The sequence below is a fragment of the Bradyrhizobium sp. CCBAU 53338 genome, from assembly GCF_015291665.1.
Classification (GTDB): domain Bacteria; phylum Pseudomonadota; class Alphaproteobacteria; order Rhizobiales; family Xanthobacteraceae; genus Bradyrhizobium.
On the sequence record NZ_CP030048.1, the window covers coordinates 3,486,810 to 3,511,539 of the forward strand.

Consider the following 24,730-nt stretch of genomic DNA (forward strand, 5'->3'; position numbering starts at 1 on the left):
AGGGGAGGACATGACCATGGAATCCGCAATTCCCGCGTATCTCGAAACCCAGCGCACGCGCCACAAGCGCGTGCCTGACGATTACCAGCCGCCATATCCGTCGTTTGTGGCGCGCTACAAGCCCGGCGTGAGCCGCGTCGTGATGGCCTATTTCGGCGTGCAGCATCGTGGGGCCGCACAGGCGGCCGCGATGCAAGCGCTCGCCGAAATCGCCGGGCTGTTTGCCGGCGAGGGCGGTCCCACGCACTGGGATCGCGCACACTATGTCGATCAGGTTGGCCACGGGAACACAGTCTCGGTGGCCTATTGGGACAACATCGCGCGCTTCGACGCCTGGTTTGCGCCGGCACGCGAGGCTTGGACGGGAAGGCAGCGCAACGGCATCGGCACCTTCGTCGAGATACTACGACCCGCTGTCGCGCGGCACGAGACGCTATTCTCCTCGCTCGGCAGGCCCGAAGGTGTCGCGGCGATTGCGGACGGCATGAGCGGGGAAGTGCAGGAGCACGCGTATTGGGGCGGCATGCGCGATCGCATTCCGCTGTCGCAGATCGATCCGATGTCGCCCGGCGGCAATCCCGAGTTGATCCGTGACGGTACGCGGCTGCGGGTAAAGGCGAACGACAATCTCTGTTTGATCCGCTCCGGGCAGGACTGGAGCGATACCGAGGCATCCGAACGGAAGCTCTATCTCGACGACGTCGAACCGGTGTTGCGCGAGGGCATGGATTTCCTGCGCGACGATGGGCTCGCGATCGGCTGCTATGCCAACCGCTACATGCAGGTGCTCTCCGCCGACGGCAAGGCGAGTGAAAAATCCTACGGCCAGAGCTGGTGGAAAAGTCTTGCTGCACTGGAGCGATGGGCGGAATCGCACCCGACCCACGTCAAAATCTTCGGCGCGGCGATGAAGTATCTGTCGACGCTGGGGCCGTCAGCGAAGCTGCGACTCTATCATGAGGTTACGGTAGCCGCCGCGGATGAGCAGTTCTTCGAATATCTGAACTGTCATCCGAAGACGGGAATGCTTGCGGCGGTCGAGACTGTTACGGCTTAGGCGACGCAATGGCCGAGCAGCTCCGGGTGCGCGGCGCAGATGTGATGCGCGCCTGCGCCTCGCAGCTCGGCCTCGCTGCCATAGCCATAGAGTACGCCGATTGCCGTCATGCCGTTGGTCCGGGCGCCGACCACGTCATGGCTGCGGTCGCCGATCATGATCGCGCTACGCGCATCGACCTTGGCTTCAAGGAGCGCGTAAGCAAGCAGGTCGCGCTTGTCGGCGCGCGTGCCGTCGAGCTCTGAGCCGAACACGCGCTCGAAATACGGCTTCAGGCCGAAGTGCTCGATGATGCGGGTAGCGTAGACGGCGGGTTTGCTGGTCGCGACGAACATGCGCGCACCGGTCGCGGCCACTGCCGCCAGTGTGCCGTGAATGCCCGGATAGGGTGAGTTCTCGAACAGCCCGACCTCGGAAAACCGTTCGCGGTAGAGCAGGAGCGCCTGGTCGGCCAGCGCGTCGGTTCCGGTCAGCGCCTTCAGGCTCGCATGCAGGGGCGGCCCGATGCACCAGGCCAATTCATCCTGGCTCGGGACCGCCTGCCCAAGTTTTTTCAGGGCATACTGGATCGAACCGGTGATCCCGGGCTTGGGATCGGTCAGCGTACCGTCGAGATCAAAATAGATTGTCTGCATTCGGGCCGGGCTCAGCATTGCCAATTCCGGCCGTTGCTAGTTGCCTTGGGGTTCGAGTTCAAGAGCCGATATTGGGAGCGACATGGCGTTCGTCCGGGCTCAGAAGCTGATCTGGTGGGGGCTCGCTGTGGCGTTCGTTTTCACGCCGGCGCTTGCCGAGGATGCTCCGGTCCCTCCTACCCAGCTTGGCCCCGAGGCGCCGGCAAAACCGGCAGGGGGCGAGCCTGTGCGCGAGAGCGACACGCGGGAGTCGATCTGCCTGATCGTGGAGGCGGCCGCGCGCGATGCCAACCTGCCATTGGAATTCTTCGCCCGCGTGATCTGGCAGGAGAGCCGCTTTCAGGCCGATGCGGTCGGGCCAATGACGCGCAGCGGCGAACATGCGCAGGGCATCGCGCAGTTCATGCCGGGCACCGCGAGCGAGCGCGGATTGCTCAATCCGTTCAATCCGGTGCAAGCGCTGCCGAAATCCGCCGAGTTCTTGAACGAGTTGCGCAACCAGTTTGGCAATCTTGGTCTCGCCGCGGCCGCCTATAATGCCGGTCCGCGACGGGTGCAGGAATGGCTCGCCGGCACCGGTGGCATCCCGGACCAGACGCGCAACTACGTCTACGCCATCACCGGTGCGAGCATCGACACATGGGCCAAGACCGGCGGCGCCGGCAAGGGGCCGCCCAGTTCACCGCCGACGAGTTGCCGCGATCTCGTGGCGCTGTTGAAGCGCGCACCGAACCCGTTCGTCGCCGAGCTCGAGCAGCATGTCGAGCTCGCCGCCGCCAAGATCTGGGGGGTGCAACTCGCCGCCGGCTTTGACCGCAACAAGGCGCTGGCGATGTATTCCCGCGCGGTGACGCGCCTCAGCAGCGTCATCGGCGAGCGCGATCCCAGCCTGTTGAGCTCTGTGGTGCGCAGCCGCGGTTCGCACGCGTTCTACCAGGTGCGCATTGGGGCTGACACGCGAAGTGAGGCTGACGATCTCTGCAACCGCATCCGGAAAGCAGGCGGGGCCTGCTTCGTGCTCAAGAACCGGGGCGTGAACGGATAAGGAGTGCCGAGCGCATGCCAGCCCCGCCGCGGGCTTCCTTGACGCGGCCGCTCGCATTGCCCGTTATGCAGGCACGATTCCGCAACCCTCGGCCGAGCTCGCGTGGCGCTTCCTCCGCTCGATTCCCCTCAATGGCAAAGTCCCTGGCGCGCCTTCGTCTGGGGGCTGCGCTCGATCACGCAGACGATCCTCACGCTCGTCCTGTTCGCGACCTATCTCGGCATCGGCGCGCTCGCCCACGACACCCATTTCAGCCTGCTCTGGGCGCTCTGCTCGACGCTGTTCGTGTGGGCAGGACCGGCGCAGATCATTTTGATCACCACGCTCGGCTCGGGCGCCACCATCGTCCAGTCCGCTATTGCTGTCACCGTCAGCGCTGTCAGGCTGTTTCCGATGGTGGTCTCGGTGCTGCCGCTGATGCGCACGCCGACGACCAGGCGGCGCGAGCTGTTCTTTGCAGCCCATCTCACGGCGGTGACGCTGTGGGTCGAATGCCATCGCTTCCTGCCGCAGGTGCCGCGCGAGCGACGGATCGCCTTCGTCAACGGGCTTGGCTTCGGTCTGGTCTCGGTGTGTCTCACCGCCAACACGGTCGGCTATTTCCTCGCCGCCAATCTGACGCAGTCGCTGGGCGCTGCGATCCTGCTGCTGACGCCGTTGTCCTTCCTGTTCTCGACCGCGCGCAACAGCCGCGAGGTCGCGGACGTGGTTGCGCTCGCGCTCGGGGTTCTGCTCTATCCGCTGGCGGCGAGGATGAACTCCGGCCTCGACATCCTCGTCAGCGGCCTTGTGGCCGGCACGATCGCCTATGGCGTGCATTGGTGGCGCGAGGTGCGCGCATGAGTGCTGCGCAGCTCATTGGCGACTGGCAGGCGCTGGTCGTGCTGTTCGTCGCCGGCGTCATTCCCAACCAGATATGGCGCATGCTCGGCCTGTGGTTCGGCGGCGGTATCGACGAGGGCTCCGAGCTGCTGGTCTGGGTGAGGGCGGTCGCGACCGCGATCCTGGCCGGCGTCATCGCCCAGATCGTGGTCCAGCCGCCCGGCGCGCTAGCCAGCGTGCCAGACGTCCTGCGCTATGGCGCGGTGGCCGCCGGCCTCGTCGTATTCCTTCTGACCCGGCGTTCGATCTTCGCGGGCGTCGTCGCCGGCGAAGTCTTCATGCTGGCCGGCAAGTGGTGGTTGGGCTAAAACCGCCAGCGAACAGCCAAGGAACTGGAAATATGGTTCGCGAAAACGAACTCCGCGAGGGCGAGGTCGCCATCGAGCTGCCACCCGTGGAGGATGCCGGTCTCGTCTTCATCGGCCGCATCCGCACGCCCTGGACCTCGCGGCTGGAGACGCCGCGGCAGGGGCGCCAGGACGGCCCGATCTGCCGCCTCGAGATCTTCGAGCCGTTCGTGCAGGCCATCAAGGGCGTCGATTTCTACAGCAATCTCGAAGTGCTCTATTGGCTCGACAAGTCGCGCCGCGACATCGTGCTGCAGAGCCCGAAGAACAACGAGAAGACCCGCGGCACGTTTTCGCTGCGCTCGCCGGTGCGGCCCAACCCGATCGGAACGTCGATTGTGAAACTGGTCGGCATCGAGGGCAATACGATCCTGGTGCGGGGCCTCGACTGCCTCGACAATACGCCGCTGATCGACATCAAGCCCGACCGCTGCGAGTTCACCCCGCTGGCTGCGCCGCAGCCGGGGGATTTTCAGACTGAATGACGATCAGCCCTTCAACGCTGCGATCAGCTTGGTCGCGTTCTCTTCCAGTACCTTGACGTCTTCCTTGCGGCTCGCGGGCGGCAGCATCGCCACGCCATCGTGGCGGGGCAGGACATGCATGTGGAGATGAAACACCACCTGTCCGCCAGCGGCCTCGCTGAACTGCTGCACGGTGATGCCATCAGCCTTGAAGGCCTTCATCGCGGCAGCCGCGATCTTGTGCGCACCGCGGGCGACATGGGCGTAGTCGTCCGGCTTGACGTCGAGGATGTTGCGGGCAGGGGCCTTCGGGATCACCAGCGTGTGGCCAGGCACCCGCGGCATGATGTCGAGGAAGGCGAAGACATGCTCGTCCTCGTAGACCTTGTGGCAGGGAAACTCGCCGCGCAGGATCTTTGCGAAGATGTTGTTGGGGTCGTAGGCGGTCATGGCGGGCTCCCACAAATTTTGCGCTTACTGTCACCAGCGACGGCAAACCGTCAAGGCGCCTCGTCTACGCTTTTCCGGAACGGGCCGAGCTCGGCGAGCTCCCGTCCAGCCTCCGCGACATAGGCGCGTTCGCGCTTGAGGTAGTCATCGATGGCGCGGCGCAGGCCGGGATCGGCGATGAAATGGGCCGAGTGCGTGGTCCGCGGCAGGTAGCCGCGCGCGATCTTGTGCTCGCCCTGCGCGCCGGCCTCGACATGCGTGAGACCGTGTTTGATGGCGAAATCGATCGCCTGATAGTAGCAGACCTCGAAATGCAGGAACGGATGGTGCTCGACGGCGCCCCAGTTGCGGCCGAACAGCGTGTCCGAGCCGATGAAGTTGATCGCGCCCGCGATCCAACGGTCGTTGCGGCGAGCCATCACCAACAGCACGTCCTTGCTCATCGTCTCGCCCACCAACGAGAAGAACTCGCGCGTGAGATACGGACGGCCCCATTTGCGCGAACCGGTCTCCATGTAGAATTCGAAGAAGGCGTCCCAGGCGTCCTCCGTAATGTCCTTGCCCGTGAGCCAGTGGATGGTGACCCCTGCGGCAAGCGCGTCGCGCCGCTCGCGCTTGATCGACTTGCGGTGGCGCGAGTTCAGCGTCGCCAGGAAATCGTCGAAGGTTTCAAAACCCTTGTTGCGCCAGTGGAACTGCTGGTCGGTGCGCTGGAGGAAGCCGTGCTGGGCGAGCAGCTTCCATTCGGCCTCGCGCGCGAAGGTCACGTGTACCGAAGAGGCCTTGCTGACGCCGCACAGAGCCACCAGGCCGCTCGCCAGCGCCTCGCTGATGCGCTCGCGATCGACGCCATCGCGGACCAGGAGCCGCGGTCCTGTGGCGGGGGTGAAGGGAACCGAGACCTGAAGCTTCGGGTAATAGCGCCCGCCGGCGCGCTCATAGGCATCGGCCCAGCCGCGGTCGAAGACATACTCGCCCTGGCTGTGCGACTTCAGATAGCAGGGCACGACACCGGCGACACGGCCGTCGATCTTGGCGACGAGATGCCGCGGTCCCCAGCCGGTGCGGATCGTGGCCGAACCTGATTTCTCAACAGCGGAAAGAAAGGCGTGCGAGACGAACGGGTTATAGGCGGGCTTTAATAGGCCGCGCGAGTCGCCTGGAAGCCCGGATGAGGTTCCCAGGTCATGCCCGTTACAGGCTTTGCCGGGATTGGCGCAGGCGTCCCAATCGTCCGGCGAGACTTCGCCAATGGACGGTACGGCCTCCAGGGTGATGTCGGATGATGCCATTGCGCCCAAGATCGTGCATTGCAGCAGCGACTTCAAGGGTCGGGAACATCAAGCTTACGGCACGAAGCCCTCAAAAATCATCTGATCGGCATATTGCCCGACCCGCGTCCGCTGCTCTCCCGTGCGCACGGTCCAGCCGAGCAGGGCGCAGCCGAACACGTTCCGGGCGATCCAGGGGGCGGGCGCCGGAAGGTGGTCGACCTTGAAGGCAACGAAATGCGGCTGGGTCCGAAAACCGTGGCGCAGGTACAGCATGCTGTCGCGCTGTTCCCGGGTCAGGTAGGCCCAGTATTCGTCCTCATAGCTCCGCTGCGCGACGATGCCGCGCGGGCGGTTGGGCAGCAGCTCGCGCAGCGCCAGCACCTGGTCGGGGTCGAAGGACATGCCGACCGCTTGGCCCTGATAGGACGTCAGCACTTCGGCCATCCGCTTCACCAGCTTACGGTCGCCGTCGAAATGGCTCTTCACCTCGATCACCAGCGGCACGCGGCCGGCGACCATGGTGCAGAGGTCGCTGAGCGACATCATCCGCTCGGGCGTGTCCTTGAACGTCACGGCCCTCAGCTCCGCCGCGGTCTTTGCGACCACCGGGCCTGTGGCCTCGGTGAGGCGGCCAAGCGCATGGTCGTGATGCACCATGGCCTCGCCGTCAGCCGAGAGCTGGATGTCGACCTCGATCGCAAAATTGCCTGCGATCGCGGCCCGAACCGCGCCCGGCATGTTTTCCACGATGCCACGCGAAATGTCATGCAGGCCGCGATGGGCGACCGGCCCCGCTGTCAGCCAATCCGGAGCACGCACGATTCTGACCTCAGGCGACCTCGAACACGCCTTCGACCTCGACCGCCGCATCCGCGGGCAGCGAGGCGACGCCGACGGTGGTGCGGGCGTGGCGGCCCTTGTCACCGAAGGCGGCGACCATCAGGTCGGAGGCGCCGTTCAGCACCTTCGGCCCGTCCAGGAAGTCAGGCGCCGAGTTGATGAAGCCGCCGAGGCGCACCACGCGCGTGACCTTGTCGAGGTCGCCGATGGCCGCCTTGACCTGTGCGAGCAGGTTGACTGCACAGCCGCGTGCAGCCGCCGCGCCGTCCTCGAGCGAGACGCCGGCGCCGAGCTTGCCCTTGGCGATCAGCTTGCCTGCGGGATCGAAGCAGACCTGGCCGGAGACGAACAGCAGATTGCCGCTGCGCACGAACGGCACGTAGTTGGCCACGGGGGTGGGGGCCTCGTGCAGCTTGATGCCCTGTTCCGCCAGTTTCTGCTCGACCGTGCCCGCCATGTTCGACCTCGTTGTCCAAAATCAGTTCAAGAATTCATCTGCCCCGGCGCGTCCTGGGGACGCCGGGCGGCGCCCTGTTTCGCCCATCGTGCGGCCACATGCAAGCAACCGGCGGGGACTTCGATTTGTTGGGGTGGGGCGGGCGGTTCACGGCGAGGGCCGCAACTTTACGTGAAACGGCCTCAGTTGCGGCGCAATAGAACGGTCATTAAAATGTCGAATCTGCGCTCTCCCTAGGACGCATCCTCAAGGAACAGACATGGTGCACCTTTTCCGGACTTCGCTCGGTGTGATGGCGCTCGCGGCGGCGGCTTTTGCCCCCGGCTGCGGGGCGCAGGCGGCCAGCGGTCCGTTCCTCGCGCACCAGGCGCTGTACGACCTGAGCCTGGTCAAATCGCGCTCCAACTCGATCAACAGCGCGCGCGGCCGCATCCTCTACAATTTCACTGGAAGCTCCTGCGAGGGCTACACCTCCGAATTCCGCCAGGTCTCCGAGCTCGACAGCGGCGAGGGCAAGATCACGCTGAGTGATCTCCGCTCCAATTCCTGGGAGGATGCCGCGGCGAAAAGCTACCGCTTCAAGATCGAGACGCGGATGAACGATACCCAAAGTGGCCTCGTCGACGGTTCGGCGGAGCGCGACGGCGACCACATCAACGTCAAGCTGAAATTGCCGGCGCCGAAGAAATTCACCCTCGACGGCAAGATCGTGTTTCCGACCGAGCAGATCCGGCGCATCATTGCCGCCGCCAAGGACGGCAAATCGCTGCTGGAGCTGTCCGTCTATGACGGCTCCGACGATGGCCAGAAGGTCTACAACACGCTGACCGTGATCGGTCAGCCGATCCCCGCCGACCGCACCGCATCGCCCGATCCGTCGACGTCGGACGAGCACATGAAATCGCTGACGCGCTGGCCGGTGACCGTCAGCTATTTCGACCGCGACGTCCAGCAGAAGGAAGGCGAGCAGACCCCTGTTTACGCGATGTCGTTCGAGCTCTACGAGAACGGCGTCTCCCGCCAGCTCGTGCTCGATTACAACGATTTTGTGATCTCCGGCGTGATGGGCAAGTTCGACGTCAAGGACAGCAAGCCCTGCAATTGAGCGTCGCGGCTGGTCCTCGGCGCCGTCTTTCGCTACGCTCGCTCCCAATCACAAACGTCGGGAGCCAGCCCATGCCCAAGCTCGATCATCTCCGCCCCAGCGGCCTGCATCACAATCCCGCTTATTCCCACGTCGTCACCGCCTCCGGAGCGCGAACGATCTACATCTCCGGCCAGGTGTCGGTGGATGAAGAGGGGCGGATCGTCGGCGAGGGCGATATCGCCGCGCAGACCACGCAAGTGATGCAGAATCTCGGCCACGCCCTGAAGGCGGCCGGCGCCACCTACGCCAACATCGTCAAGATCACGACCTTCGTCGTCGGCTACAAGCCGGAGCTGCGCCCGATCATCGGCAAGGCCCGCTCGGTCTTCTTCGAAGGCATGGAGCCGCCGGCCTCGACCCTCGTCGGCGTCTCCGCGCTCGCCGCGCCGGAATGGCTGATCGAGATCGAGGCCATCGCGGTCGCGGATTGAGGTGGCCTCGCCACAAAACACCGAAAACAACCCCATGCACAGTAGAGGCGCGTTCGAAGGGTAGACGTCAATTTCGTATTTCACGAATTTCATTTGACGCGTCGAGGCTGGGCAAGAACGGGATTTTTTGAGAGTTGATGTAGGATTCGTCTTATGGCGAATCGCACATTTAAGACCGGCGAGAGCCGGGAGCAACCCAGTCTTCTGCCAGCGCGGATTGAGGACTATGTCGGGCCGGACAATCCGGTGCGAGCGATCGATGGCTTCGTTTGCGCGCTCGATCTTGCAAAGCTTGGCTTCGGCCACGCGGATCGTGGCGCGGAAGAAGTCGGGCAGCCGCCGTACGATCCTGCCGATCTGCTGAAGCTCTATCTTTACGGCTACATCAACCAGGTCAGGTCGTCGCGCCGGCTAGAGCGGGAAGCTGGCCGCAATCTGGAGCTGATCTGGCTGCTGAAGGGGCTGAAGCCGGGTTATCGGACGATTGCCAACTTCCGCAAGGAGAACTGGAAGGCGCTGAAGGCCACGAACCGGAGCTTCGTGCTGCTGGCTCGGGAGCTTGGGCTTGTCGGCGGCACGATCGTAGCGATTGATGGTTCCCTGTTCCAGGGCGACGCCAGCAAGGCTTCCATCTTCACGCGCAGGCGGCTTGGCGAGCAGATCGCAAGGCTGGACCAGGAGATCGAGGCTTACCGCAAGTCTCTTGAAGACAATGATGCAACAGAGGCCAAGAAGCCGGGGACGGATCGCGCGGGCGGTGATGGCCGAGGAGATGGCGGCGATATCGGTGCGAAGGTCGCGGCGTTGATGGCGAAGCGTTCGCGTGCCGAGGCCGATGTGGCTCGGCTGGAAGAGAGTGGCGAGACACAAATGTCGCTGACGGATCCGGATGCCCGGCTTCTGGTCAAGAACGGTCAGGGCATTGCAGGCTACAATGTGCAGACCGCGGTTGACGACAAGCACAAGCTCATTGTCGCGAGTGAGGTGGTCAACGACAGCAGTGATGTTCGACAGCTCTCTGCGATGGCCAAGGCGGCCAAAGAGGCCCTTGGAGCCGAGACACTGCAGGCGCTGGCCGATGAGGGCTATTACAGCAGTGTCGAACTGAAGGCCTGCGAGGACGAGGGCATCATCGCCTATGTGCCGCTGCCCGAAGCTAACGCGCGGCTCGAGAAGCAAGGCCGCTTCGCGCTCAAGGACTTCAACTATGACGGCGCAATCGACGCCTACCGCTGTCCCGCGGGCCAGCTGCTGCATCCGTTCAAGAGCAGGCAAAAGAACGTCAGTGGCCGCGTCGAGATCCGCTACGCGGCCCGCGGAGTGACCTGCAGGAGCTGCCCGCTCAAGGTCCGCTGTCTCTCACCAACCACCACCTACCGCACCATTGGTCGCTGGGAGCATGAAGATGTTCTCGAACGCCACCGCGCACGGATGCAGGGCGCGGGCGAGCTGATGCGCCGTCGTTCGGGGATTGTCGAGCATCCGTTTGGCACGCTCAAATGCCGTGCCGGCTATCGTCATTTTCTGGTCCGCGGCTTCGACAAGGTCCGCGGCGAATGGAGCCTGATGGCGCTCTGCTACAATTTCACCCGTGCGCTCAACATCCTTGGATTTGACGGGTTCCTGGCTGCGCTCGCAAAGACGCTTGTCATTTGCCGAGGTATCCTCGCAGCCCTCCTGCAGCACATCCAGGTCACTCCAGAGGCACTTTGGACCAATATCCGGCCGCCGCTCCCAATTGGCCGCTTCGTTCCAGTCTGAAGCCGCCAACGCCCAATTCTTGCCCAGCCTCGTCGGGCAAAACAGTGGCACTATGCCAAGCTGGCATTTTTCGAAGGGGGCAAGGGCGATATCCCCACCAGCAACGCCATCGCTTCGTCTGCCCGGTCTACGGGCACGAAAAGGTGGTCGTGATGGAAGGCTGACACGGCGTTGACGCTGATGCCGGCTGCAGCGAGACGCGCGGTAATCGCCGCCAGGAATCCCACGGCGTCGAGTGCGGAGTGGACCTTCAACGTGATCAGGCGCGAGGCGAATGCGTGGTTGAGTCCTGCCGCCTCAGCCTCTTCACGCGGAACGACCAGCGTCGTTCCTTCCTGCTCGCGGAACGTCAGCAGCGGTTTGAGCGCTGCCGGAATCCGCGCATCCGTCGCGATCGTGCAGAACACGAAGATGCTCGGTTGCATCTCGGCCTTCACGTTCTTCAGCAGCGCGGTGAGATCGCGTTCGGCTGGCATGGTCGTTACCTCTCGCGAAATTCCTCACTCCTGCGCCTTCTCAGGTCCCTCATACGCGATGCCGCGGATCACGGCGGCATTGCCGAATTTCTTGCGCAGACTGTCCACGGCACGCTCCGCATGCGCTGCGCGGCGGTCGAGCATGTCGGTGTCGTCGGCGGGGGAGCCTTCGCGTAATGCGCTCACGCCGGCGCCCATCAGGCGGAAGGCAGTGCCGTCGATTTCTTTCGCCAGCATCTCGCGGCAGATCGAGAAGATCTTCGCGGCAAGCTGCGTCGGCGCTGCGATCGACTGCGACCGCGTGCGCTGGCGGAAATCGGCGGTCTTCAGTTTTAGCGTGACGGTCGAGCCGGCCAGCTCGCCGCTCTTGAGCCTAGTCGATGTCTTCTCGCACAGCCGCCACAGGATTTTCTCCAGTGACGCGAAATCGCGGATGTCGGTCTCGAACGTGGTCTCGCTCGAAATCGTCTTGGCGCCGCGGTCGGCCTCGACGCGGCGATCGTCGATGCCGCGCGCAAGGCGCCACAGCCTGCGACCGTCGCTCGGAAACTGCCGCATCATCTCGATCTCGTCGGCCTTTTGCAGGTCGGCGATGATGCGGAAGCCGCGTTGCATCAGGCGCTCCTGCGTGGCCGGTCCAACACCGAAGATGAAGCCGACCGGCTTCGAGGCCAGCATCGTCAGCGCTTCCTCCTGGTCGAGTGCGGCGAAGCCGCGGGGCTTGTCGAGATCGGAGGCGATCTTTGCAAGGAACTTGTTGCAGGAGAGGCCGACTGAAACGGAGATGCCGATCTCGCGCTCGACGTCGCGGGCAAAGCGCGCCAGCACTTTTGCCGGGATCATGCCATGCACCCGCTCGGTGCCGGAGAGATCAAGGAAGGCTTCGTCGATCGAGAGCGGTTCGACAAGCGGCGTCAGCGCCTGCATGGCCTGTCGCACCTCGCGGCCGACGCGCACATACTTCGCCATGTCGGGCCGGATCACGGTCGCATGCGGGCAGGCCTCCAGTGCCTTGAACATCGGCATCGCCGAGCGCACGCCATAGGTGCGCGCGATGTAGCAGGCCGCCGACACCACGCCCCGTTTGCCCCCGCCGATGATGACGGGCTTGTCGGCGATGTCAGGATTGTCGCGCTTCTCGACCGTCGCATAGAAGGCGTCGCAGTCGATATGGGCGATGGTGAGCCCGGCGAGCGCGTGGTGGCGGACGAGGCGAGGGGAGCCGCAGGCGGAACAGCGTCGCCCGCCCGGGTTCTTTGCGCCGACATCCAGATCGGCCAGACAATCCCGGCAGAAGCAGCGGGGACCGGCCGCCTCCGGGGTGCTCACGGCACGTCGCGCTCCCAGGTCCGGTCGCCGAGCGCATCGCCCAGCACCTGCCGCGCTGCGGCAACGTTGGTCGGGTGCAACTCCGTGGCCTTGGCAAACGCCTTCACGGTGTCGTCATCGCGCAGCACGAAATCGAGCACGCTGAGCAGGAAATTCGGGTCCGAGGCGGCGTTCCGGAGCGTCTCGGGGCCGACCCCTGTCTCAGCCAGGAACAGGCCCAGCCTTTCAGGGTCGCCGGCAACGAAGGATAGCGCCTGAATCGCAACGATTTCAGCGACTTCGCGAGGGTTGTGAACAGGCTTTTTCAACGGCCCGGTTTGCCTTTCCGTTAACTTTCGGTGTCTACTTTGGACTATGCCCGAGTCTCGAGACTGAGTCTTGGGCTTGAGTCTTGCTGGCCCGGACAAGCAACTGGAAACCACATCGCTGAAAGTGGCCCCTCGGGTTTAACGAAACTAGAGCGAATCTGAGGCTAGTTTGAATCCAGTTTTCGAAGCGCCGGAGAGCGGCGTCTGAGGCGCTATGGCTAAGACCGTCCTGATCGTGGAAGACAACGAGCTCAACATGAAGCTCTTCCGCGACCTGTTGGAGGCGCACGGCTACCAGACCTCGGGCACCAGCAACGGCTACGAGGCGCTCGACCTCGTGCGCAAGATGCGGCCTGACCTCGTGCTGATGGATATTCAGTTGCCGCAGGTCTCGGGGCTCGAGGTGACTCGCTGGATCAAGGACGATCCGGAGCTGCGCGCCATTCCCGTCGTCGCGGTCACGGCGTTCGCCATGAAGGGCGATGAAGAGCGCATCCGCGAGGGCGGCTGCGAAGCCTATTTGTCCAAGCCGATCTCGGTCGGCAAATTCATAGAGACGGTCCGGCGTTTCATCGGATAGGAAGTGAGTTCACAGTGTCCGCGCGTATCCTTGTGGTCGACGACGTTCCTGCCAACGTCAAGCTGCTGGAGGCCCGTCTCTCGGCCGAATATTTCGATGTGATGACCGCCTCGAACGGCACCGAGGCGCTGGCGCTGGCCCGCCGCGCCGAATGCGACATCATCCTGCTCGACGTGATGATGCCCGACATGGACGGCTTCGAAGTCTGCCGCCGTATCAAGACCGACCCGGCCACGCACCACATTCCCGTCGTGATGGTCACCGCGCTCGACAGCCCCGCCGACCGCAATCGCGGCCTCGAAGCCGGTGCCGACGATTTTCTGACGAAACCCGTCTCCGACATCGTGCTGATCGCGCGCGTGCGCTCGCTGACGCGGCTGAAGATGATGACCGACGAGCTGCGCATGCGCGCCATCACCTCGCTCGAGATCGGCATGCAGGCGCCCGAGCGCAGCGCGGTCGCCGACACCGGCAAGGGAGGCCGCATCCTGCTGGTCGACGACCGCGAGTCCTCCTATGAGCGGCTGGCCACGATCCTCGCCGCCGAGCACACCGTCGACGTCGAGCCCAACCCGACCGAAGCGCTGTTCCATGCGGCCGAGGGCAACTACGATCTGCTGATCGTCTCGCTCGACCTGAACAATTTCGATGGCCTCAGGCTTTGCAGCCAGGCGCGCTCGCTGGAGCGCACCCGCCACGTGCCGATCCTCGCGATCGCCGAAGCGGAGAACTCCACGCGGCTGCTGCGCGGTCTCGAGATCGGCGTCAACGACTATCTGCTGCGCCCGATCGACAAGACCGAGCTGTTGGCGCGCGCCCGCACGCAGATCCGGCGCCGCCGCTACACCGATCATCTGCGCGACAACGTGCAGAACTCGATCGAGATGGCGATCACCGACGCGCTCACCGGCCTGCACAATCGCCGCTACATGGAGAGCCATCTGGCGACGCTCGCGGAGCAGGCCTCCACCCGCGGCAAGCCGCTGGCGCTGATGATCCTCGACATCGACTATTTCAAGTCGATCAACGACAATTATGGCCACGATGCCGGCGACGACGTGCTGCGCGAATTCGCGGTGCGCGTGCGCAAGTCGATCCGCGGCATCGACCTCGCCTGCCGCTACGGCGGCGAGGAGTTCGTCATCGTGATGCCGGAGACGGATCTCCATGTCGCCGGCATGGTTGCCGAGCGCCTGCGCCGCTCGATCGCGGGCGAGCCGTTCGCCGTCCACAAGGGCACCAAGCGCATCGAGGTCACGATCTCGATCGGGCTGACCACGCTGGAGCAGAAGGGCGAGGCGGTCGCCGACGTGCTCAAGCGCGCCGACACCGCGCTCTATCGCGCCAAGCACGATGGCCGCAATCGCGTGGTGTCGCAGGCGGCGTGAGGCTGCTCGCGCAACTGGCTCCAACGTGGGGCTTGGGGCCATAACCGTTCCCTAAACTCCGCTGTCATTCCCCGCGAAAGCGGGGAATCCAGTACGCCGCGGCGTCTCGGCTCGAACCTCACCGTCTCTGGGATACTGGATCACCCGCTTTCGCGGGTGATGACACCGAGAAGTGCGGCGACAGTCATGATTGCGGCGCGCGCTTGCCCTTCATAAGCACAGGCTTCGCCGCGTCACCCTCCACATCCACCCCCGCATTCCGCAGCAACACCTTCGCCGCTTCCTTCGCCGCACGCGCCATCGCCGGATCGTCACGCACCAAATCCTGAGCGATCGAACCATCGACAAGCAGCACCAGCTGCGTTGCGAGCGCATCGGCATCCGCAACACCCAGCTCGTTCAGCCGCTCGCGAAACCAGAGGCGGCGGCTTTCCTTGAAGGCGACGGCGATCTTCTTCACGGCGCGGTCGGAGGGGCCGAGTTCGGCGACCGCATTCACGAACGGGCAGCCGCGAAAATCCTTTGCAGCAAAGCGCCGCTCCAGCGAATCGAAGGTGCCGAGAATCTGCTCGGCCGACGGCTTGTCCGAGGGGCGCGCGTGGACGAAGCGGCGTTCCAGATAAGCCGCGATCAGTGCGTCCTTGGATGGGAAGTGGTTGTAGAGCGTGCGCTTGGAGATGCCGATCTCGGCCGCGATGGTGTCGACGCCGACGGCGCGAATGCCTTGCAGATAGAACAGCTTGTCGGCGGTCCCGAGGATCCGTTCCTTCATGTCAGACTTTTCGGCGGACGGCATAACACAGACCTGTGTAACAAGCGCCTTGACAGCGCCCGCTACCTATAGACTAATTACACAGGTCTGTGTAACCAAAATCGACTGATCTTGCGGATGCCGGCGCGGGCCCCGCGCCCAAGAGGGAGACAACAATGCCCCTGTTTCAGATCCTGCGCCCGACATTGCCGATCCTGATCGGCGCCTCGATCATGCTGACGCTGAGCATGGGGCTGCGGCAGTCGCTCGGCATCTTCATGCAGTCGCTGACGCACGACATCCACCTCTCGGTGTCGGATTTCACGCTGGCGCTCGCCGTGCAGAATCTCGCCTGGGGCTTTCTGCAGCCGCTCGCCGGCGCGATGACGGTGCGCTTCGGCTTCCGTCCCATCATGGTCGCAGGCGCGCTGATGTACATCGCGGGCCTTGCCTTGATGACGACCGCGAACGGTCTCGCCGGCATCATGATCGGCGCCGGCGTGCTGATCGGTACCTCGCTCGCCTGCACGGCGAACGCGATCGCGATGTCGGTGGCCGCGCGCGCAGTGCCGGCGACGGTACGCTCGACCGTGCTCGGCCTCGTCTCCGGCGCAGGTTCGCTCGGCGCGCTGCTGTCGGCGCCGATCGGGCAGGTGCTCAACGAGGGCTTTGGCTGGCGCATCGGCCTTGCCGGCTTCGGCATCATGTCGGCGCTGATGATCCCGGCCGCCTTGTATGCCGGCCGCGTCGACAAGGTGCCGCTGCCAAAGCCCGCCGCAGACGAGATCGGCGATGCCACGCCCGCGTCCGTCGCCAGGTCGGCGTTCGGCAATGCCTCCTTCGTGGTGATGACCTGCGCCTATCTCGTTTGCGGCATGCAGCTCGTGTTCCTCACCACGCATCTGCCGTCGTACCTGGCGATCTGCGGCCTCGACCCGATGCTCAGCGCGCAGACGCTCGGCATGATCGGCGGCTTCAATGTGCTCGGCTCGCTGTTCTTCGGCTGGGCCGGCCAGCGCTGGAACAAGCTCGCGCTGCTCGGCGGCATCTATGTGCTGCGCTCGCTGGCGCTCGCCTGGTACTTCATGCTGCCGGCAACGCCGTTCTCGACGCTATTGTTCGGCGCCATCATGGGCTTCCTCTGGATGGGCGTCGGCCCGCTGGTCGCAGGCGCCGTCGCCGAGATGTTCGGCCTGCGCTGGCAGGCGATGATCCAGGGTCTCGCCTTCATGAGCCACCAGATCGGCAGCTTCCTCGGCGCCTACGGGGGAGGGCTGATCTACGACGCGCTCGGTTCCTACACCATGGCCTGGCGCATCGGCGTCGCGCTCGGCCTTGCCGGCGGCATCGTCCAGGTCGCGTTCGCACTGATCAGGCCTTCGCAACCGCCGGCGCCGGTGTTGCGGACGGCGTAGGCGGGCCGATCGCGACGACCAGATGCAGCCATTTGTCTCGTAACCCTCGCGGGTTATGATAGCCCAAGCTCCGGGTGGGCTCATGCAATGACTGTAAGGTCTGTCGACAATTGGCTACCTGCCGCCGTGCGAGCAGCCGCGGTCGACCGCAGGCTGATGGCAGGCGAGGCGCTGTTTCGATGCGGCGACAGGACCGAGGGACTTCTGGAAGTCCTGGCGGGACGCGTTCGGCTCACGCGGACCGATCGCTCCGGCCGCGAAGTCGTGTTGCACGTGGCTGATCCCGGGGAGACTTTGGCCGAGGCGTCATTGTTTTCAAGACAGTATCATTGCGATGCAATCGCAAGCACTGACGCAATTGTGCGGCTGTATCCGAAGCGCGAAGTGTTGGCCGCGTTCGAAGCAAACCCGAAGGCTAGTCAGGCGTTCTCGGCGACCTTGGCCCATCAGGTGATGAACCTGCGCACCCGCATCGAGCAGCGCAATATCCGTTCGGCAGCGGACCGCGTCCGGCACTTTCTCGTGCTCAACGCCGGCGCAGACGGTCGTACGGTCGAGTTGCCCGGCACCTTGAAGGACCTTGCCGGTGAACTTGGTCTAACCCACGAGGCCCTCTATCGGACGCTGGCGAAGCTCGAGCATTCAGGCGAAATCAAGCGTAGGGGGTCGAAGATCACTATCGCTTCAAGCATATGATTGAGATCATATGCTTGTAGGGGCGTGGCTGTTAAAAAGCAAAAAGGGGCGCACGCAGTCGAAGAGGTCCTCATGACGAAATTTCCCCGGAAAGCGGCCATCACCGTATCGGCGATCCTTGCTGCCACCGCGTACGCCTTTGCCCAGATGCCGCCGGACGGCGCGATGGGCATGCATGGCCACATGCAGCAGGGTGGAACGATGGACCAGATGCATCAGCAGATGATGCAGCGCGGCGGCGCCGGCAACCATGGCATGATGCACGGCGCGCAAGCTGGCCCAACAAGTATTCCGACCAGCTCGGGGCAAGATGCTTTCGGTGCGATCCAGGAGATCGTTCAAATGCTGCAAGCTGATCCGAAGACGGATTGGTCGAAGGTCAACATCGAGATGTTGAGGCAGCACCTCATCGATATGAACGAGGTGACCCTACATGCCATCGCTACCCAGCGCGACGTGAACAACGGTATTGAAATCAAGGTAACCGGCGAAGGCCGTGTGCTGCCGGCGATCAAGCGGATGGTTCCTGCGCACGTGACCGAGTTGCGCGAGATGGGCTGGAATGCAAAGAGCGACGATTTGCCGGATGGCGTCACTCTCACTGTGACAGCGAGCGAAGCGCAGCCCCTGATCAAGCTGAAGGCGCTCGGCTTCATGGGAATCATGGTGCAGGGCAGCCACCATCAGCTGCATCACCTGATGATGGCAGAAGGCCAGTTCGTTCATTGAAGGCGCGTTTTCAACATTGAACCTGTGCGGGATATCGGCCCACAGGTCCGTGGGTCGCCAGCGCGTGAGGACCGTTTCGTATCTGCGGTCCTGGTGGCTTGACCATCCCCGAGCCGCTCAGGTCCGATGTTGCGGACGGCGTCGGCGGGCGTCAGTTCATCACACGAATTTACTCGGCACGATGGTTCACCAGGCCGAACCGTGATGTACATCACGCAACTTGCGCGACTTCTTGCGCATTGTGATCGCCAGACTCAATGTTAGGGTCGGTTTTTATTGGCGATTTGGAATTTTGGGGATGCGCTTCCTGGTTGGCCTTTTCGTGTCGGTCTGGCTCGTTCTGCCGACGACACCAGCGTTGGCGGACAAGCGCGTCGCGCTCGTCATCGGCAATTCGACCTACCGCAACGTCGCCAAGCTCGGTAATCCCGTCAATGACGCGGCCGCCGTTGCGGCGATGTTCAAGGCAGCCGGGTTCGATTCCGTTGAGTCCAAGCTCAACGTGACCATCAGCGAAATGCGCAAGTCGTTGCGTGATTTCGGCAATGCCAGCCGCGATGCGGACGTCGCCGTCGTCTATTATGCCGGCCACGGCATCGAGCTGGACGGCACCAATTATCTCATCCCGATCGACGCCACGCTCGAGACGGACACCGACGTCCTGGACGAGACGCTGTCGCTCGACCGCGTGCTGGTCGCGGTCGAAGCGGCCAGGCAATTGCGGCTGATCATCCTCGACGCCTGCCGCGACAATCCCTTTGCGAAGAACATGAAGCGGACGATGGCCTCGCGCGCGGTCGGCCGGGGTCTCGCCAAGGTCGAACCGACGAGCCCGAATACCGTGATCGCGTTCGCCGCCAAGGCCGGATCGACGGCATCCGACGGCACCGGCAAGAACAGCCCCTTTGCAACGGCGCTGGTGGAGCACCTCGCCAAACCGGGCCTCGATCTGCAAAGAGCATTCCGCTATGTCCGCGACGACGTTCTGAAGGCGACCAACAACACGCAGGAACCGTACACCTACACGTCGCTTGGCGGTGATGACGTTCCCCTTGTCGCCGCCGCTCCGGCAAAGCCTGTGGTTGCCGCGCCTGCCGCAGCGGCCCCGATTGACCAGAGCGCGACCATGCGGCGTGACTATGAGTTCGCCTTGCAGGTCGGCACAAAACCGGCGTGGGACGCTTTCATCGAACAATACCCGACCGGATTCTTCACTTCGCTTGCGAAGGCTCAGCGCGACAAGCTCGCGGCGGAAGCGGCGCAGATCGAAGCCACCAACAAGGCCAAGGCCGCGCGCGAAGAGCAGGCCCGGCTCGCTGCGGAGGGCGCCAAAGCTTCGGAGCAGGCCAAGGCCGCAGAGCAGGCCAAAGCCGCCGAACGGGCACGGATCGCGGCGGAAGCGGCCAAGAAGGCCGAGGACGCCAAGCTCGCCGAAGCCGAACGTGTCAAGGCTGCCGAAGCCGCCAAGGCGCAGGCCCAGGAGGCTGAACGCGTCAGGGCGCTTGAAGCGGCCAATGTCACGCGAGAGGCGAAGCTGGTTGCCGATCAAAAGGCCAGAGACGAGCAACTGGCGATCGAGCAAAAGGCCAGGGAAGACAAGCTCGCCGCGCTGACCCCGCCTGCCGACAAACCGGATCTTGCGGCTGAGGCTGATCTTCCGCGCGCGCTTCAGGCAGAACTTCGCCGCGTCGGCTGCAACACCGGTGCAGTCGACGGCAACTGGAACGCAGCCGCGCAGCGGTCGCTCGATCTCTTCAACAAGCACGCCGGGATGAAACTCGACGTCAAGACGGCCAGCGCCGATGCGCTCGATGCCGTCAAGATGAAGCCGGGTCGGGTCTGTCCGTTGGTTTGCGATCACGGGTTCAGGGCCGATGGCGACCGCTGTACGAAGATTACATGCCGGGCTGGCTATCGCGTCAATGACGACAATGAATGCGAGAAAGATTCAGGAAAGAAGCCGGTTGCTACCCGCGACGATACGATAAAGCGAGACCAGCAGCGAAAGCAGATTGAAGCAGCACCAACGAAGCCTTCCGGATCCGGTCAAATGGTTTGCAACAATGCGGGCTGCCGTCCCGTCCGGTCCGGCTGCCGTATTGCACAAACACATTGGTGGAGCGGTACCAACGTTAATAGCGAAGTCTGCGATTGAGCGGCCGCAAATGCTTTGCGCGAAACTACGGCACGACATTGCCGGTTGGCTCGAAGCCAGCGGCTACGGTCAAATCGTCCTTCATGGCCTCCGCAGTCGCACCTATCGCCGACGCGGGTTGCGGTCCGGATGAGGCGGCAGCTGCGGCACGTAAGGGTTTTGCAGGCACATGGCGGAAAGGCCCGCAGCGCTCGCTCGACACTCTTCCCATGAACGATAGTCGCACGAAATCCAGGTGACGCCGCCCCATTCCCACCTCTGAAGGCACACCGGATAATTTCCGCCGAAGCGCTGAGCTGCCGCCGGAGTGGGCGCGGACATGGTGATCCACAGGATGAGGAGACAGGGAAGCGCGCGCATCATCATCAGTGTGTCCTTCGCGGCGCCGGCTGCTTGAACCTGACGCGCGGATTTATGTCGCAATAGGTGTTCCATCGCCCGGACGCCGAGGCCAGGCACTGTTCTCGTGTCGAATACATGCACTCGCCGGGAGCGCCGAGCCCTCCGCCAAAGACGCACCAGGGATAGTCGCGCTCGGCGTGCGCTGCGGGAGCAAACCCGATGAGTGTAAGGACGAGCAGTAGGGCGAAGCGCATGCGATCCTCCGTCATGTCAGCCGACGGCGCCGGACAAGCTGGGGTCTGGCAGGATAACCCGTCGCTGACTATCGCTCAAGAATTGTTCCCCAAGCGGCAAACGCGGCGGCTGCCAGAGCGCAGCCGGAAAGGGCTTTCCGGATTGCTTGGCCGCGATGGCCCGGCTCCCTCTGCGATTCATGAATGGTGGACGATGATGCGAAGCAGCCTCGCAACAAAAAGCAGTGAGGCTGCTTCGTCCAACCACGCCAGGATTTCACGAGGCTGACGGCCCGTTGAGCGTCCGGGACTGGGGACCGAACGAAAACGGGGCCCGAAAGGGCCCCGCAAAAGTCTTCAGCTTGTCCGCGATCTCACTTGATCTTGGCTTCCTTGAATTCGACGTGCTTGCGCGCGACCGGGTCGTACTTCTTCTTGACCAGCTTGTCGGTCATGGTGCGCGAATTCTTCTTGGCGACGTAGTAGAAGCCGGTGTCGGCCGAGGACACGAGCTTGACCTTGATGGTGACCGCTTTGGCCATGTTCTGAACCTCAGAATATTGGGGAATCTGGAGCCGGCCAAATGGCCCGCGTTGGCCGGCAACCTAGCCAGAAACCGCCTGATGTCAAGGTTTTACACCCCGAAAACCACTCAAATCGGGCCCTTTACGCCTCGAAGAAGCGGTTTTTCGGCCGGGGAAGGCCCAGATTCTCCCTCAAAGTGGCTCCTTCATACTCTTTCCGGAAAATCCCGCGCCGCTGCAGCTCCGGCACGACCTTGTCGACGAAATCGTCGAGGCCCGCAGGGACGAACGGGAACATGATGTTGAAGCCGTCGGAGCCGCGCCCGACCAGCCATTCCTCCATCTGGTCGGCGATGGTCTTCGCGGTGCCGACGAAGGACAGCCCGCCATAGCCGCCGACGCGCTGGGCCAACTGGCGCACGGTGAGCTTGTCGCGCCTCGCGAGATCGACCATGCGCTGGCGGCCGCTCTTGCTGGCATTGGTCTCGGGGATGTCAGGCAGCAGTCCGTCCGGATCGAAGCCGGAAGCGTCAGTGCCGAGCACGACAGAGAGCGAGGCGATGGCGCTCTCATAGTGCACGCGGCTGTCGAGCAGCGCGCGCTTCTCCTTGGCCTCATCGACACTGTCGCCGACCACGACGAAGGCGCCGGGCAGGATCTTGAGGTGTTCAGGGTCGCGGCCGATCTTCTCCATCCGGCCCTTGATGTCGGCATAGAGTTTCTGCCCGTCGGCGAGGCTGCCGCCGCCGGTGAAGACGGCCTCCGCCGTCTCGGCCGCGAGCTGCTGGCCGTCCTCCGATGCGCCGGCCTGCACGATCAAGGGCCAGCCCTGCACGGGGCGGGCGATGTTGAGGGGGCCGCGCACCTTCAGATATTTGCCGACGTGGTCGAGCACATGCATCTTCGACGGCTCGAAGAAAAGCCCGCTCTCGACGTCGCGCACGAAGGCGTCGTCGGCGAAGGAATCCCACAAGCCCGTGACGACGTCGTAGAACTCGCGGGCGCGCTTGTAGCGCTCGGCGTGCTCCATGTGATCGTCGAGGCCGAAGTTCAGCGCCGCGTCGGGATTCGAGGTGGTGACGATGTTCCAGCCGGCGCGGCCGCCGCTGAGATGGTCGAGCGAGGCGAAGCGGCGGGCGACGTGGTAGGGCTCGTCGAAGGTGGTCGATCCCGTCGCGATCAGGCCGATCCGCTCGGTGACGGCTGACAGCGCCGACAGGAGCGTGAACGGCTCGAACGAGGTCACGGTGTGGCTGCGCTTGAGCGCGTTGACCGGCATGTTCAGCACGGCGAGGTGATCGGCCATGAAGAAGGCATCGAACTTGCCGGCCTCGAGCTTCCGGATCAGCTGCTTGATGTGGCCGAAGTTGAAGTTGGCGTCGGGCCAGGCGCCGGGATAGCGCCAGGCGCCGGTGTGGATGCTGATCGGGCGCATGAACGCGCCAAGCTTGAGTTGCCGTTGTGCCATCGCGCCCAAAATCCCGTTCTGGTGTTCGTTGGCCAAAGACATAGGCAGCCTGCGGAACTCCGCCATTGGGGGAGGCGGGAAGAATTTTTTGTTTTTCGCGGGCACTTCAGCACAATCGCGTCATACCGGGTCGGCACGTTGTGGCGAGGCGGTCGAACCAACCTGGGGCTCGCGCCGACCAAGCCAGGACTTCGCTCCCGAGGAGACCTTTCATGACCAGCGCAATGACGGTAGACGGCGGCATCGTCCGGATCGACCGGCCGATGCCCTGGTTCGGCCGGCTGCTGTCGCTGCCGCTCTTGGCGGCGAGCGCCTATCTGCTCTGGAATGTCGCGCTCGGCCTGCGCCAGGATTTTTCCGGCTTCGGCAGGCTCGCGGACGACCTCGTGCCGGTGCTGGTGTTCACGGGTCTCGGCCTGCTCATCGGCATTCCCGGACTGATCCTGCTGACGTTCCGCACCTTCGTCGTGCTCAACGAGACGCTGCGGCAGATCGTCATCACCAGGCAGTTCGGCCCGCTGAATATCAGCAGGTCCCGCGATCTCGCCGACTACCACTTCATCAGCATCACCGACGACTATGATCCCGCGCTGACGACCTACGACGTCAATCTCTGCGGCAACAAGGGCATCGAGCCGATCACGCTTGTGAGCTTCACCAAGCGCGCGGAGGCGGACGAACTCGCCAGCGAAATCGGCCGCGTCCTGAATCTGCCGGCGCGCGACTATGTCGGCACCGAGCCCGATGACGACGACGCGCGCTGATCAGCTCAAAATATCCTTCTGCATCTTGCCGCCGTAGAAATGGAAGAACGGCACCGGCGCATCGTGGCGCAAGGGGCCGGTGGCGAGGCGCGAGTCGAGCTCGTTGAGCACATTCCGCGTCATGGGATGCAGATCTGCGAGCGGCTTTGAGCCGAGTTCGACCCAGACCAGTTCGACCAGTTCCGCATCGGCATGGATGACGCCCTCGACATGATGGGTGATCGCCGATGCATCTGCCGTGAAGAAGCGCGTGTCGAAGCGCTTGACGCGGCCGGGCGGTGTGATCGCGCGCGCGATCAGGAACAGGCTGGAGGGATCGGGCAGCAGGCCCGCATCGGCGAACGGCTTCCAGGGGCCTTCGAGCCTCGCCTTGCCCTCGCTCTTGCGCCCGAGGCAGAGGCCGGTTTCCTCGCAGGCCTCGCGGATCGCGGCAATCGCAAGCGACTTGGCGCGCGAGGCCGGCGTCTTCGGGCTGCCCTTGGCGAGATTGGCTTCGAGTTCGGTGGTGATGGGAGCCGCGACCGGCACGCGATGATCGTCCTTGTCGACGCGGCCTCCGGGGAAGACGAACTTGCCGGGCATGAACACGACCTTGTCGTGGCGCTTGCCGACCAGCACCTTCGGGATACTGCCGCTGCGATCGACCAGGATCAGCGTCGCCGCATCCCGGGGCCGGAAATAGGGATGGTGGTCGGCTTCCTTTTCCTCGTGGACCTTGGCCTTCTCGGCCGTCTGCGCCGTATCGCTCATATCCTCACCCAGGCTGTTCTTGCTTATTGTGC

General features: G+C 63.9%; 29 protein-coding genes. 15 read left to right on the top strand and 14 right to left on the bottom strand.

What is annotated here, in order from left to right; translation table 11 throughout:
• Positions 1–16: 16 nt before the first annotated feature.
• A complete protein-coding gene (locus tag XH90_RS16255; RefSeq protein WP_194482709.1) occupies positions 17–1,057 on the top strand; it encodes a phenylacetaldoxime dehydratase family protein in 1,041 nt (346 codons plus the stop codon).
• Here XH90_RS16255 and XH90_RS16260 read toward each other — a convergent pair.
• A complete protein-coding gene (locus tag XH90_RS16260; RefSeq protein ID WP_194482386.1) occupies positions 1,054–1,692 on the bottom strand; it encodes an HAD family hydrolase in 639 nt (212 codons plus the stop codon). The genes XH90_RS16255 and XH90_RS16260 overlap by 4 nt on opposite strands.
• A gap of 82 nt (positions 1,693–1,774) precedes the next feature.
• Here XH90_RS16260 and XH90_RS16265 point away from each other — a divergent pair, with 82 nt between their 5' ends.
• From XH90_RS16265 to tsaA, 4 genes are all read left to right on the top strand, one after another.
• Positions 1,775–2,737, top strand: coding sequence for a lytic transglycosylase domain-containing protein (locus tag XH90_RS16265; protein WP_194482387.1), 963 nt, complete (start codon positions 1,775–1,777; stop codon positions 2,735–2,737).
• A 102-nt stretch (positions 2,738–2,839) separates the two neighbouring features.
• The gene (locus XH90_RS16270; RefSeq protein WP_194482388.1) at positions 2,840–3,580 is read left to right on the top strand and encodes an AzlC family ABC transporter permease; all 741 of its coding nucleotides are present in this window, start codon (positions 2,840–2,842) and stop codon (positions 3,578–3,580) included.
• On the top strand, positions 3,577–3,927 hold the full coding sequence (locus tag XH90_RS16275) for an AzlD domain-containing protein (protein WP_194482389.1): 351 nt from the start codon (positions 3,577–3,579) through the stop codon (positions 3,925–3,927). Before XH90_RS16270 ends, XH90_RS16275 begins: the two co-directional genes overlap by 4 nt.
• A 32-nt stretch (positions 3,928–3,959) precedes the next feature.
• Positions 3,960–4,451 (top strand): tRNA (N6-threonylcarbamoyladenosine(37)-N6)-methyltransferase TrmO, encoded by a 492-nt coding sequence (gene tsaA / locus XH90_RS16280; RefSeq protein WP_194482390.1) that lies wholly within the window; start codon positions 3,960–3,962, stop codon positions 4,449–4,451.
• A 3-nt stretch (positions 4,452–4,454) separates the two neighbouring features.
• Here tsaA and XH90_RS16285 read toward each other — a convergent pair whose 3' ends face one another.
• The 4 genes from XH90_RS16285 to XH90_RS16300 are packed head-to-tail and all read right to left on the bottom strand — an operon-like array spanning position 4,455 to position 7,451.
• The gene (locus tag XH90_RS16285) at positions 4,455–4,880 is read right to left on the bottom strand and encodes an HIT domain-containing protein (RefSeq protein ID WP_194482391.1); all 426 of its coding nucleotides are present in this window, start codon (positions 4,878–4,880) and stop codon (positions 4,455–4,457) included.
• Positions 4,881–4,930: 50 nt separating this feature from the next.
• Positions 4,931–6,172, bottom strand: a complete 1,242-nt coding sequence (locus XH90_RS16290) for a GNAT family N-acetyltransferase (RefSeq protein ID WP_194482392.1) — start codon at positions 6,170–6,172, stop codon at positions 4,931–4,933.
• A gap of 54 nt (positions 6,173–6,226) precedes the next feature.
• Positions 6,227–6,973, bottom strand: coding sequence for a glycerophosphodiester phosphodiesterase (locus tag XH90_RS16295; protein ID WP_194482393.1), 747 nt, complete (start codon positions 6,971–6,973; stop codon positions 6,227–6,229).
• A gap of 10 nt (positions 6,974–6,983) precedes the next feature.
• Complete coding sequence (locus tag XH90_RS16300; protein ID WP_194482394.1) at positions 6,984–7,451, bottom strand: RidA family protein; 468 nt, start codon at positions 7,449–7,451, stop codon at positions 6,984–6,986.
• Between the two features lie 259 nt (positions 7,452–7,710).
• Between XH90_RS16300 and XH90_RS16305 the strand changes: the two genes are divergently transcribed.
• The 3 genes from XH90_RS16305 to XH90_RS16315 all read left to right on the top strand — a co-directional run bounded on the left by XH90_RS16305 (position 7,711) and on the right by XH90_RS16315 (position 10,790).
• A complete protein-coding gene (locus XH90_RS16305) occupies positions 7,711–8,556 on the top strand; it encodes a cell envelope integrity EipB family protein (RefSeq protein ID WP_194482395.1) in 846 nt (281 codons plus the stop codon).
• 71 nt (positions 8,557–8,627) lie between these two features.
• On the top strand, positions 8,628–9,029 hold the full coding sequence (locus tag XH90_RS16310) for a RidA family protein (protein WP_194482396.1): 402 nt from the start codon (positions 8,628–8,630) through the stop codon (positions 9,027–9,029).
• 153 nt (positions 9,030–9,182) lie between these two features.
• Entirely contained in the window at positions 9,183–10,790 is a 1,608-nt protein-coding gene (locus XH90_RS16315; protein WP_194475735.1) for an IS1182 family transposase, read from the top strand.
• 50 nt (positions 10,791–10,840) lie between these two features.
• Here XH90_RS16315 and XH90_RS16320 read toward each other — a convergent pair whose 3' ends face one another.
• Genes XH90_RS16320 through XH90_RS16330 form a run of 3 tightly spaced genes read right to left on the bottom strand, consistent with a single transcriptional unit; the run spans position 10,841 to position 12,903 of the window.
• Positions 10,841–11,266, bottom strand: coding sequence for an ACT domain-containing protein (locus XH90_RS16320; protein ID WP_194482397.1), 426 nt, complete (start codon positions 11,264–11,266; stop codon positions 10,841–10,843).
• Positions 11,267–11,290: 24 nt separating this feature from the next.
• On the bottom strand, positions 11,291–12,595 hold the full coding sequence (locus XH90_RS16325; protein WP_194482398.1) for a DNA polymerase IV: 1,305 nt from the start codon (positions 12,593–12,595) through the stop codon (positions 11,291–11,293).
• Positions 12,592–12,903 (bottom strand): DUF3572 domain-containing protein, encoded by a 312-nt coding sequence (locus XH90_RS16330; RefSeq protein WP_194482399.1) that lies wholly within the window; start codon positions 12,901–12,903, stop codon positions 12,592–12,594. The genes XH90_RS16325 and XH90_RS16330 overlap by 4 nt, the downstream gene beginning before the upstream one ends.
• Positions 12,904–13,117: 214 nt before the next feature.
• On the opposite strand from XH90_RS16330, the gene XH90_RS16335 reads away from it, so the two are divergent.
• Together XH90_RS16335 and XH90_RS16340 are read left to right on the top strand one after the other, a co-directional pair.
• Positions 13,118–13,483, top strand: coding sequence for a response regulator (locus tag XH90_RS16335; protein WP_008566616.1), 366 nt, complete (start codon positions 13,118–13,120; stop codon positions 13,481–13,483).
• 14 nt (positions 13,484–13,497) lie between these two features.
• Complete coding sequence (locus XH90_RS16340; protein ID WP_194482400.1) at positions 13,498–14,871, top strand: PleD family two-component system response regulator; 1,374 nt, start codon at positions 13,498–13,500, stop codon at positions 14,869–14,871.
• 184 nt (positions 14,872–15,055) lie between these two features.
• Here the strand turns inward: XH90_RS16340 and XH90_RS16345 are convergent, their stop codons facing one another.
• The gene (locus tag XH90_RS16345) at positions 15,056–15,643 is read right to left on the bottom strand and encodes a TetR/AcrR family transcriptional regulator (RefSeq protein WP_194482401.1); all 588 of its coding nucleotides are present in this window, start codon (positions 15,641–15,643) and stop codon (positions 15,056–15,058) included.
• 155 nt (positions 15,644–15,798) lie between these two features.
• On the opposite strand from XH90_RS16345, the gene XH90_RS16350 reads away from it, so the two are divergent.
• The 4 genes from XH90_RS16350 to XH90_RS16365 all read left to right on the top strand — a co-directional run bounded on the left by XH90_RS16350 (position 15,799) and on the right by XH90_RS16365 (position 20,617).
• A complete protein-coding gene (locus XH90_RS16350; RefSeq protein ID WP_194482402.1) occupies positions 15,799–17,037 on the top strand; it encodes an MFS transporter in 1,239 nt (412 codons plus the stop codon).
• A gap of 156 nt (positions 17,038–17,193) precedes the next feature.
• Positions 17,194–17,733 (top strand): Crp/Fnr family transcriptional regulator, encoded by a 540-nt coding sequence (locus XH90_RS16355; protein WP_194482403.1) that lies wholly within the window; start codon positions 17,194–17,196, stop codon positions 17,731–17,733.
• Positions 17,734–17,805: 72 nt separating this feature from the next.
• Positions 17,806–18,462 (top strand): hypothetical protein, encoded by a 657-nt coding sequence (locus XH90_RS16360; RefSeq protein ID WP_194482404.1) that lies wholly within the window; start codon positions 17,806–17,808, stop codon positions 18,460–18,462.
• A 298-nt stretch (positions 18,463–18,760) separates the two neighbouring features.
• On the top strand, positions 18,761–20,617 hold the full coding sequence (locus tag XH90_RS16365; RefSeq protein WP_194482405.1) for a caspase family protein: 1,857 nt from the start codon (positions 18,761–18,763) through the stop codon (positions 20,615–20,617).
• A 102-nt stretch (positions 20,618–20,719) separates the two neighbouring features.
• Here XH90_RS16365 and XH90_RS16370 read toward each other — a convergent pair whose 3' ends face one another.
• The 4 genes from XH90_RS16370 to XH90_RS16385 all read right to left on the bottom strand — a co-directional run bounded on the left by XH90_RS16370 (position 20,720) and on the right by XH90_RS16385 (position 23,184).
• Positions 20,720–21,052 (bottom strand): DUF3551 domain-containing protein, encoded by a 333-nt coding sequence (locus XH90_RS16370; RefSeq protein ID WP_371748353.1) that lies wholly within the window; start codon positions 21,050–21,052, stop codon positions 20,720–20,722.
• Entirely contained in the window at positions 20,983–21,228 is a 246-nt protein-coding gene (locus XH90_RS16375) for a DUF3551 domain-containing protein (RefSeq protein ID WP_194482406.1), read from the bottom strand. The genes XH90_RS16370 and XH90_RS16375 overlap by 70 nt, the downstream gene beginning before the upstream one ends.
• Positions 21,229–21,566: 338 nt before the next feature.
• On the bottom strand, positions 21,567–21,734 hold the full coding sequence (gene rpmG, locus XH90_RS16380) for a 50S ribosomal protein L33 (protein WP_057756569.1): 168 nt from the start codon (positions 21,732–21,734) through the stop codon (positions 21,567–21,569).
• Between the two features lie 124 nt (positions 21,735–21,858).
• Positions 21,859–23,184 (bottom strand): LLM class flavin-dependent oxidoreductase, encoded by a 1,326-nt coding sequence (locus XH90_RS16385; RefSeq protein ID WP_194482407.1) that lies wholly within the window; start codon positions 23,182–23,184, stop codon positions 21,859–21,861.
• A 212-nt stretch (positions 23,185–23,396) separates the two neighbouring features.
• On the opposite strand from XH90_RS16385, the gene XH90_RS16390 reads away from it, so the two are divergent.
• Positions 23,397–23,948, top strand: a complete 552-nt coding sequence (locus tag XH90_RS16390; RefSeq protein ID WP_194482408.1) for a hypothetical protein — start codon at positions 23,397–23,399, stop codon at positions 23,946–23,948.
• On the opposite strand, the gene XH90_RS16395 is transcribed toward XH90_RS16390, so the two are convergent.
• A complete protein-coding gene (locus XH90_RS16395) occupies positions 23,949–24,698 on the bottom strand; it encodes an NUDIX domain-containing protein (RefSeq protein ID WP_194482409.1) in 750 nt (249 codons plus the stop codon).
• Between the last annotated feature and the right edge of the window lie 32 nt (positions 24,699–24,730).

Bases quoted from the DNA above. Each gene is read 5' to 3' on its own strand.
- XH90_RS16255 (WP_194482709.1), top strand. From the start codon at position 17: ATGGAATCCGCAATTCCCGCGTATCTCGAAACCCAGCGCACGCGCCAC.
- XH90_RS16260 (WP_194482386.1), bottom strand. From the start codon at position 1,692: ATGCAGACAATCTATTTTGATCTCGACGGTACGCTGACCGATCCCAAG.
- XH90_RS16265 (WP_194482387.1), top strand. From the start codon at position 1,775: ATGGCGTTCGTCCGGGCTCAGAAGCTGATCTGGTGGGGGCTCGCTGTG.
- XH90_RS16275 (WP_194482389.1), top strand. From the start codon at position 3,577: ATGAGTGCTGCGCAGCTCATTGGCGACTGGCAGGCGCTGGTCGTGCTG.
- tsaA (WP_194482390.1), top strand. From the start codon at position 3,960: ATGGTTCGCGAAAACGAACTCCGCGAGGGCGAGGTCGCCATCGAGCTG.
- XH90_RS16285 (WP_194482391.1), bottom strand. From the start codon at position 4,880: ATGACCGCCTACGACCCCAACAACATCTTCGCAAAGATCCTGCGCGGC.
- XH90_RS16290 (WP_194482392.1), bottom strand. From the start codon at position 6,172: ATGGCATCATCCGACATCACCCTGGAGGCCGTACCGTCCATTGGCGAA.
- XH90_RS16300 (WP_194482394.1), bottom strand. From the start codon at position 7,451: ATGGCGGGCACGGTCGAGCAGAAACTGGCGGAACAGGGCATCAAGCTG.
- XH90_RS16305 (WP_194482395.1), top strand. From the start codon at position 7,711: ATGGTGCACCTTTTCCGGACTTCGCTCGGTGTGATGGCGCTCGCGGCG.
- XH90_RS16310 (WP_194482396.1), top strand. From the start codon at position 8,628: ATGCCCAAGCTCGATCATCTCCGCCCCAGCGGCCTGCATCACAATCCC.
- XH90_RS16315 (WP_194475735.1), top strand. From the start codon at position 9,183: ATGGCGAATCGCACATTTAAGACCGGCGAGAGCCGGGAGCAACCCAGT.
- XH90_RS16320 (WP_194482397.1), bottom strand. From the start codon at position 11,266: ATGCCAGCCGAACGCGATCTCACCGCGCTGCTGAAGAACGTGAAGGCC.
- XH90_RS16335 (WP_008566616.1), top strand. From the start codon at position 13,118: ATGGCTAAGACCGTCCTGATCGTGGAAGACAACGAGCTCAACATGAAG.
- XH90_RS16345 (WP_194482401.1), bottom strand. From the start codon at position 15,643: ATGAAGGAACGGATCCTCGGGACCGCCGACAAGCTGTTCTATCTGCAA.
- XH90_RS16350 (WP_194482402.1), top strand. From the start codon at position 15,799: ATGCCCCTGTTTCAGATCCTGCGCCCGACATTGCCGATCCTGATCGGC.
- XH90_RS16355 (WP_194482403.1), top strand. From the start codon at position 17,194: ATGGCAGGCGAGGCGCTGTTTCGATGCGGCGACAGGACCGAGGGACTT.
- XH90_RS16360 (WP_194482404.1), top strand. From the start codon at position 17,806: ATGACGAAATTTCCCCGGAAAGCGGCCATCACCGTATCGGCGATCCTT.
- XH90_RS16365 (WP_194482405.1), top strand. From the start codon at position 18,761: ATGCGCTTCCTGGTTGGCCTTTTCGTGTCGGTCTGGCTCGTTCTGCCG.
- XH90_RS16370 (WP_371748353.1), bottom strand. From the start codon at position 21,052: ATGGAACACCTATTGCGACATAAATCCGCGCGTCAGGTTCAAGCAGCC.
- XH90_RS16375 (WP_194482406.1), bottom strand. From the start codon at position 21,228: ATGACGGAGGATCGCATGCGCTTCGCCCTACTGCTCGTCCTTACACTC.
- rpmG (WP_057756569.1), bottom strand. From the start codon at position 21,734: ATGGCCAAAGCGGTCACCATCAAGGTCAAGCTCGTGTCCTCGGCCGAC.
- XH90_RS16385 (WP_194482407.1), bottom strand. From the start codon at position 23,184: ATGGCACAACGGCAACTCAAGCTTGGCGCGTTCATGCGCCCGATCAGC.
- XH90_RS16390 (WP_194482408.1), top strand. From the start codon at position 23,397: ATGACCAGCGCAATGACGGTAGACGGCGGCATCGTCCGGATCGACCGG.
- XH90_RS16395 (WP_194482409.1), bottom strand. From the start codon at position 24,698: ATGAGCGATACGGCGCAGACGGCCGAGAAGGCCAAGGTCCACGAGGAA.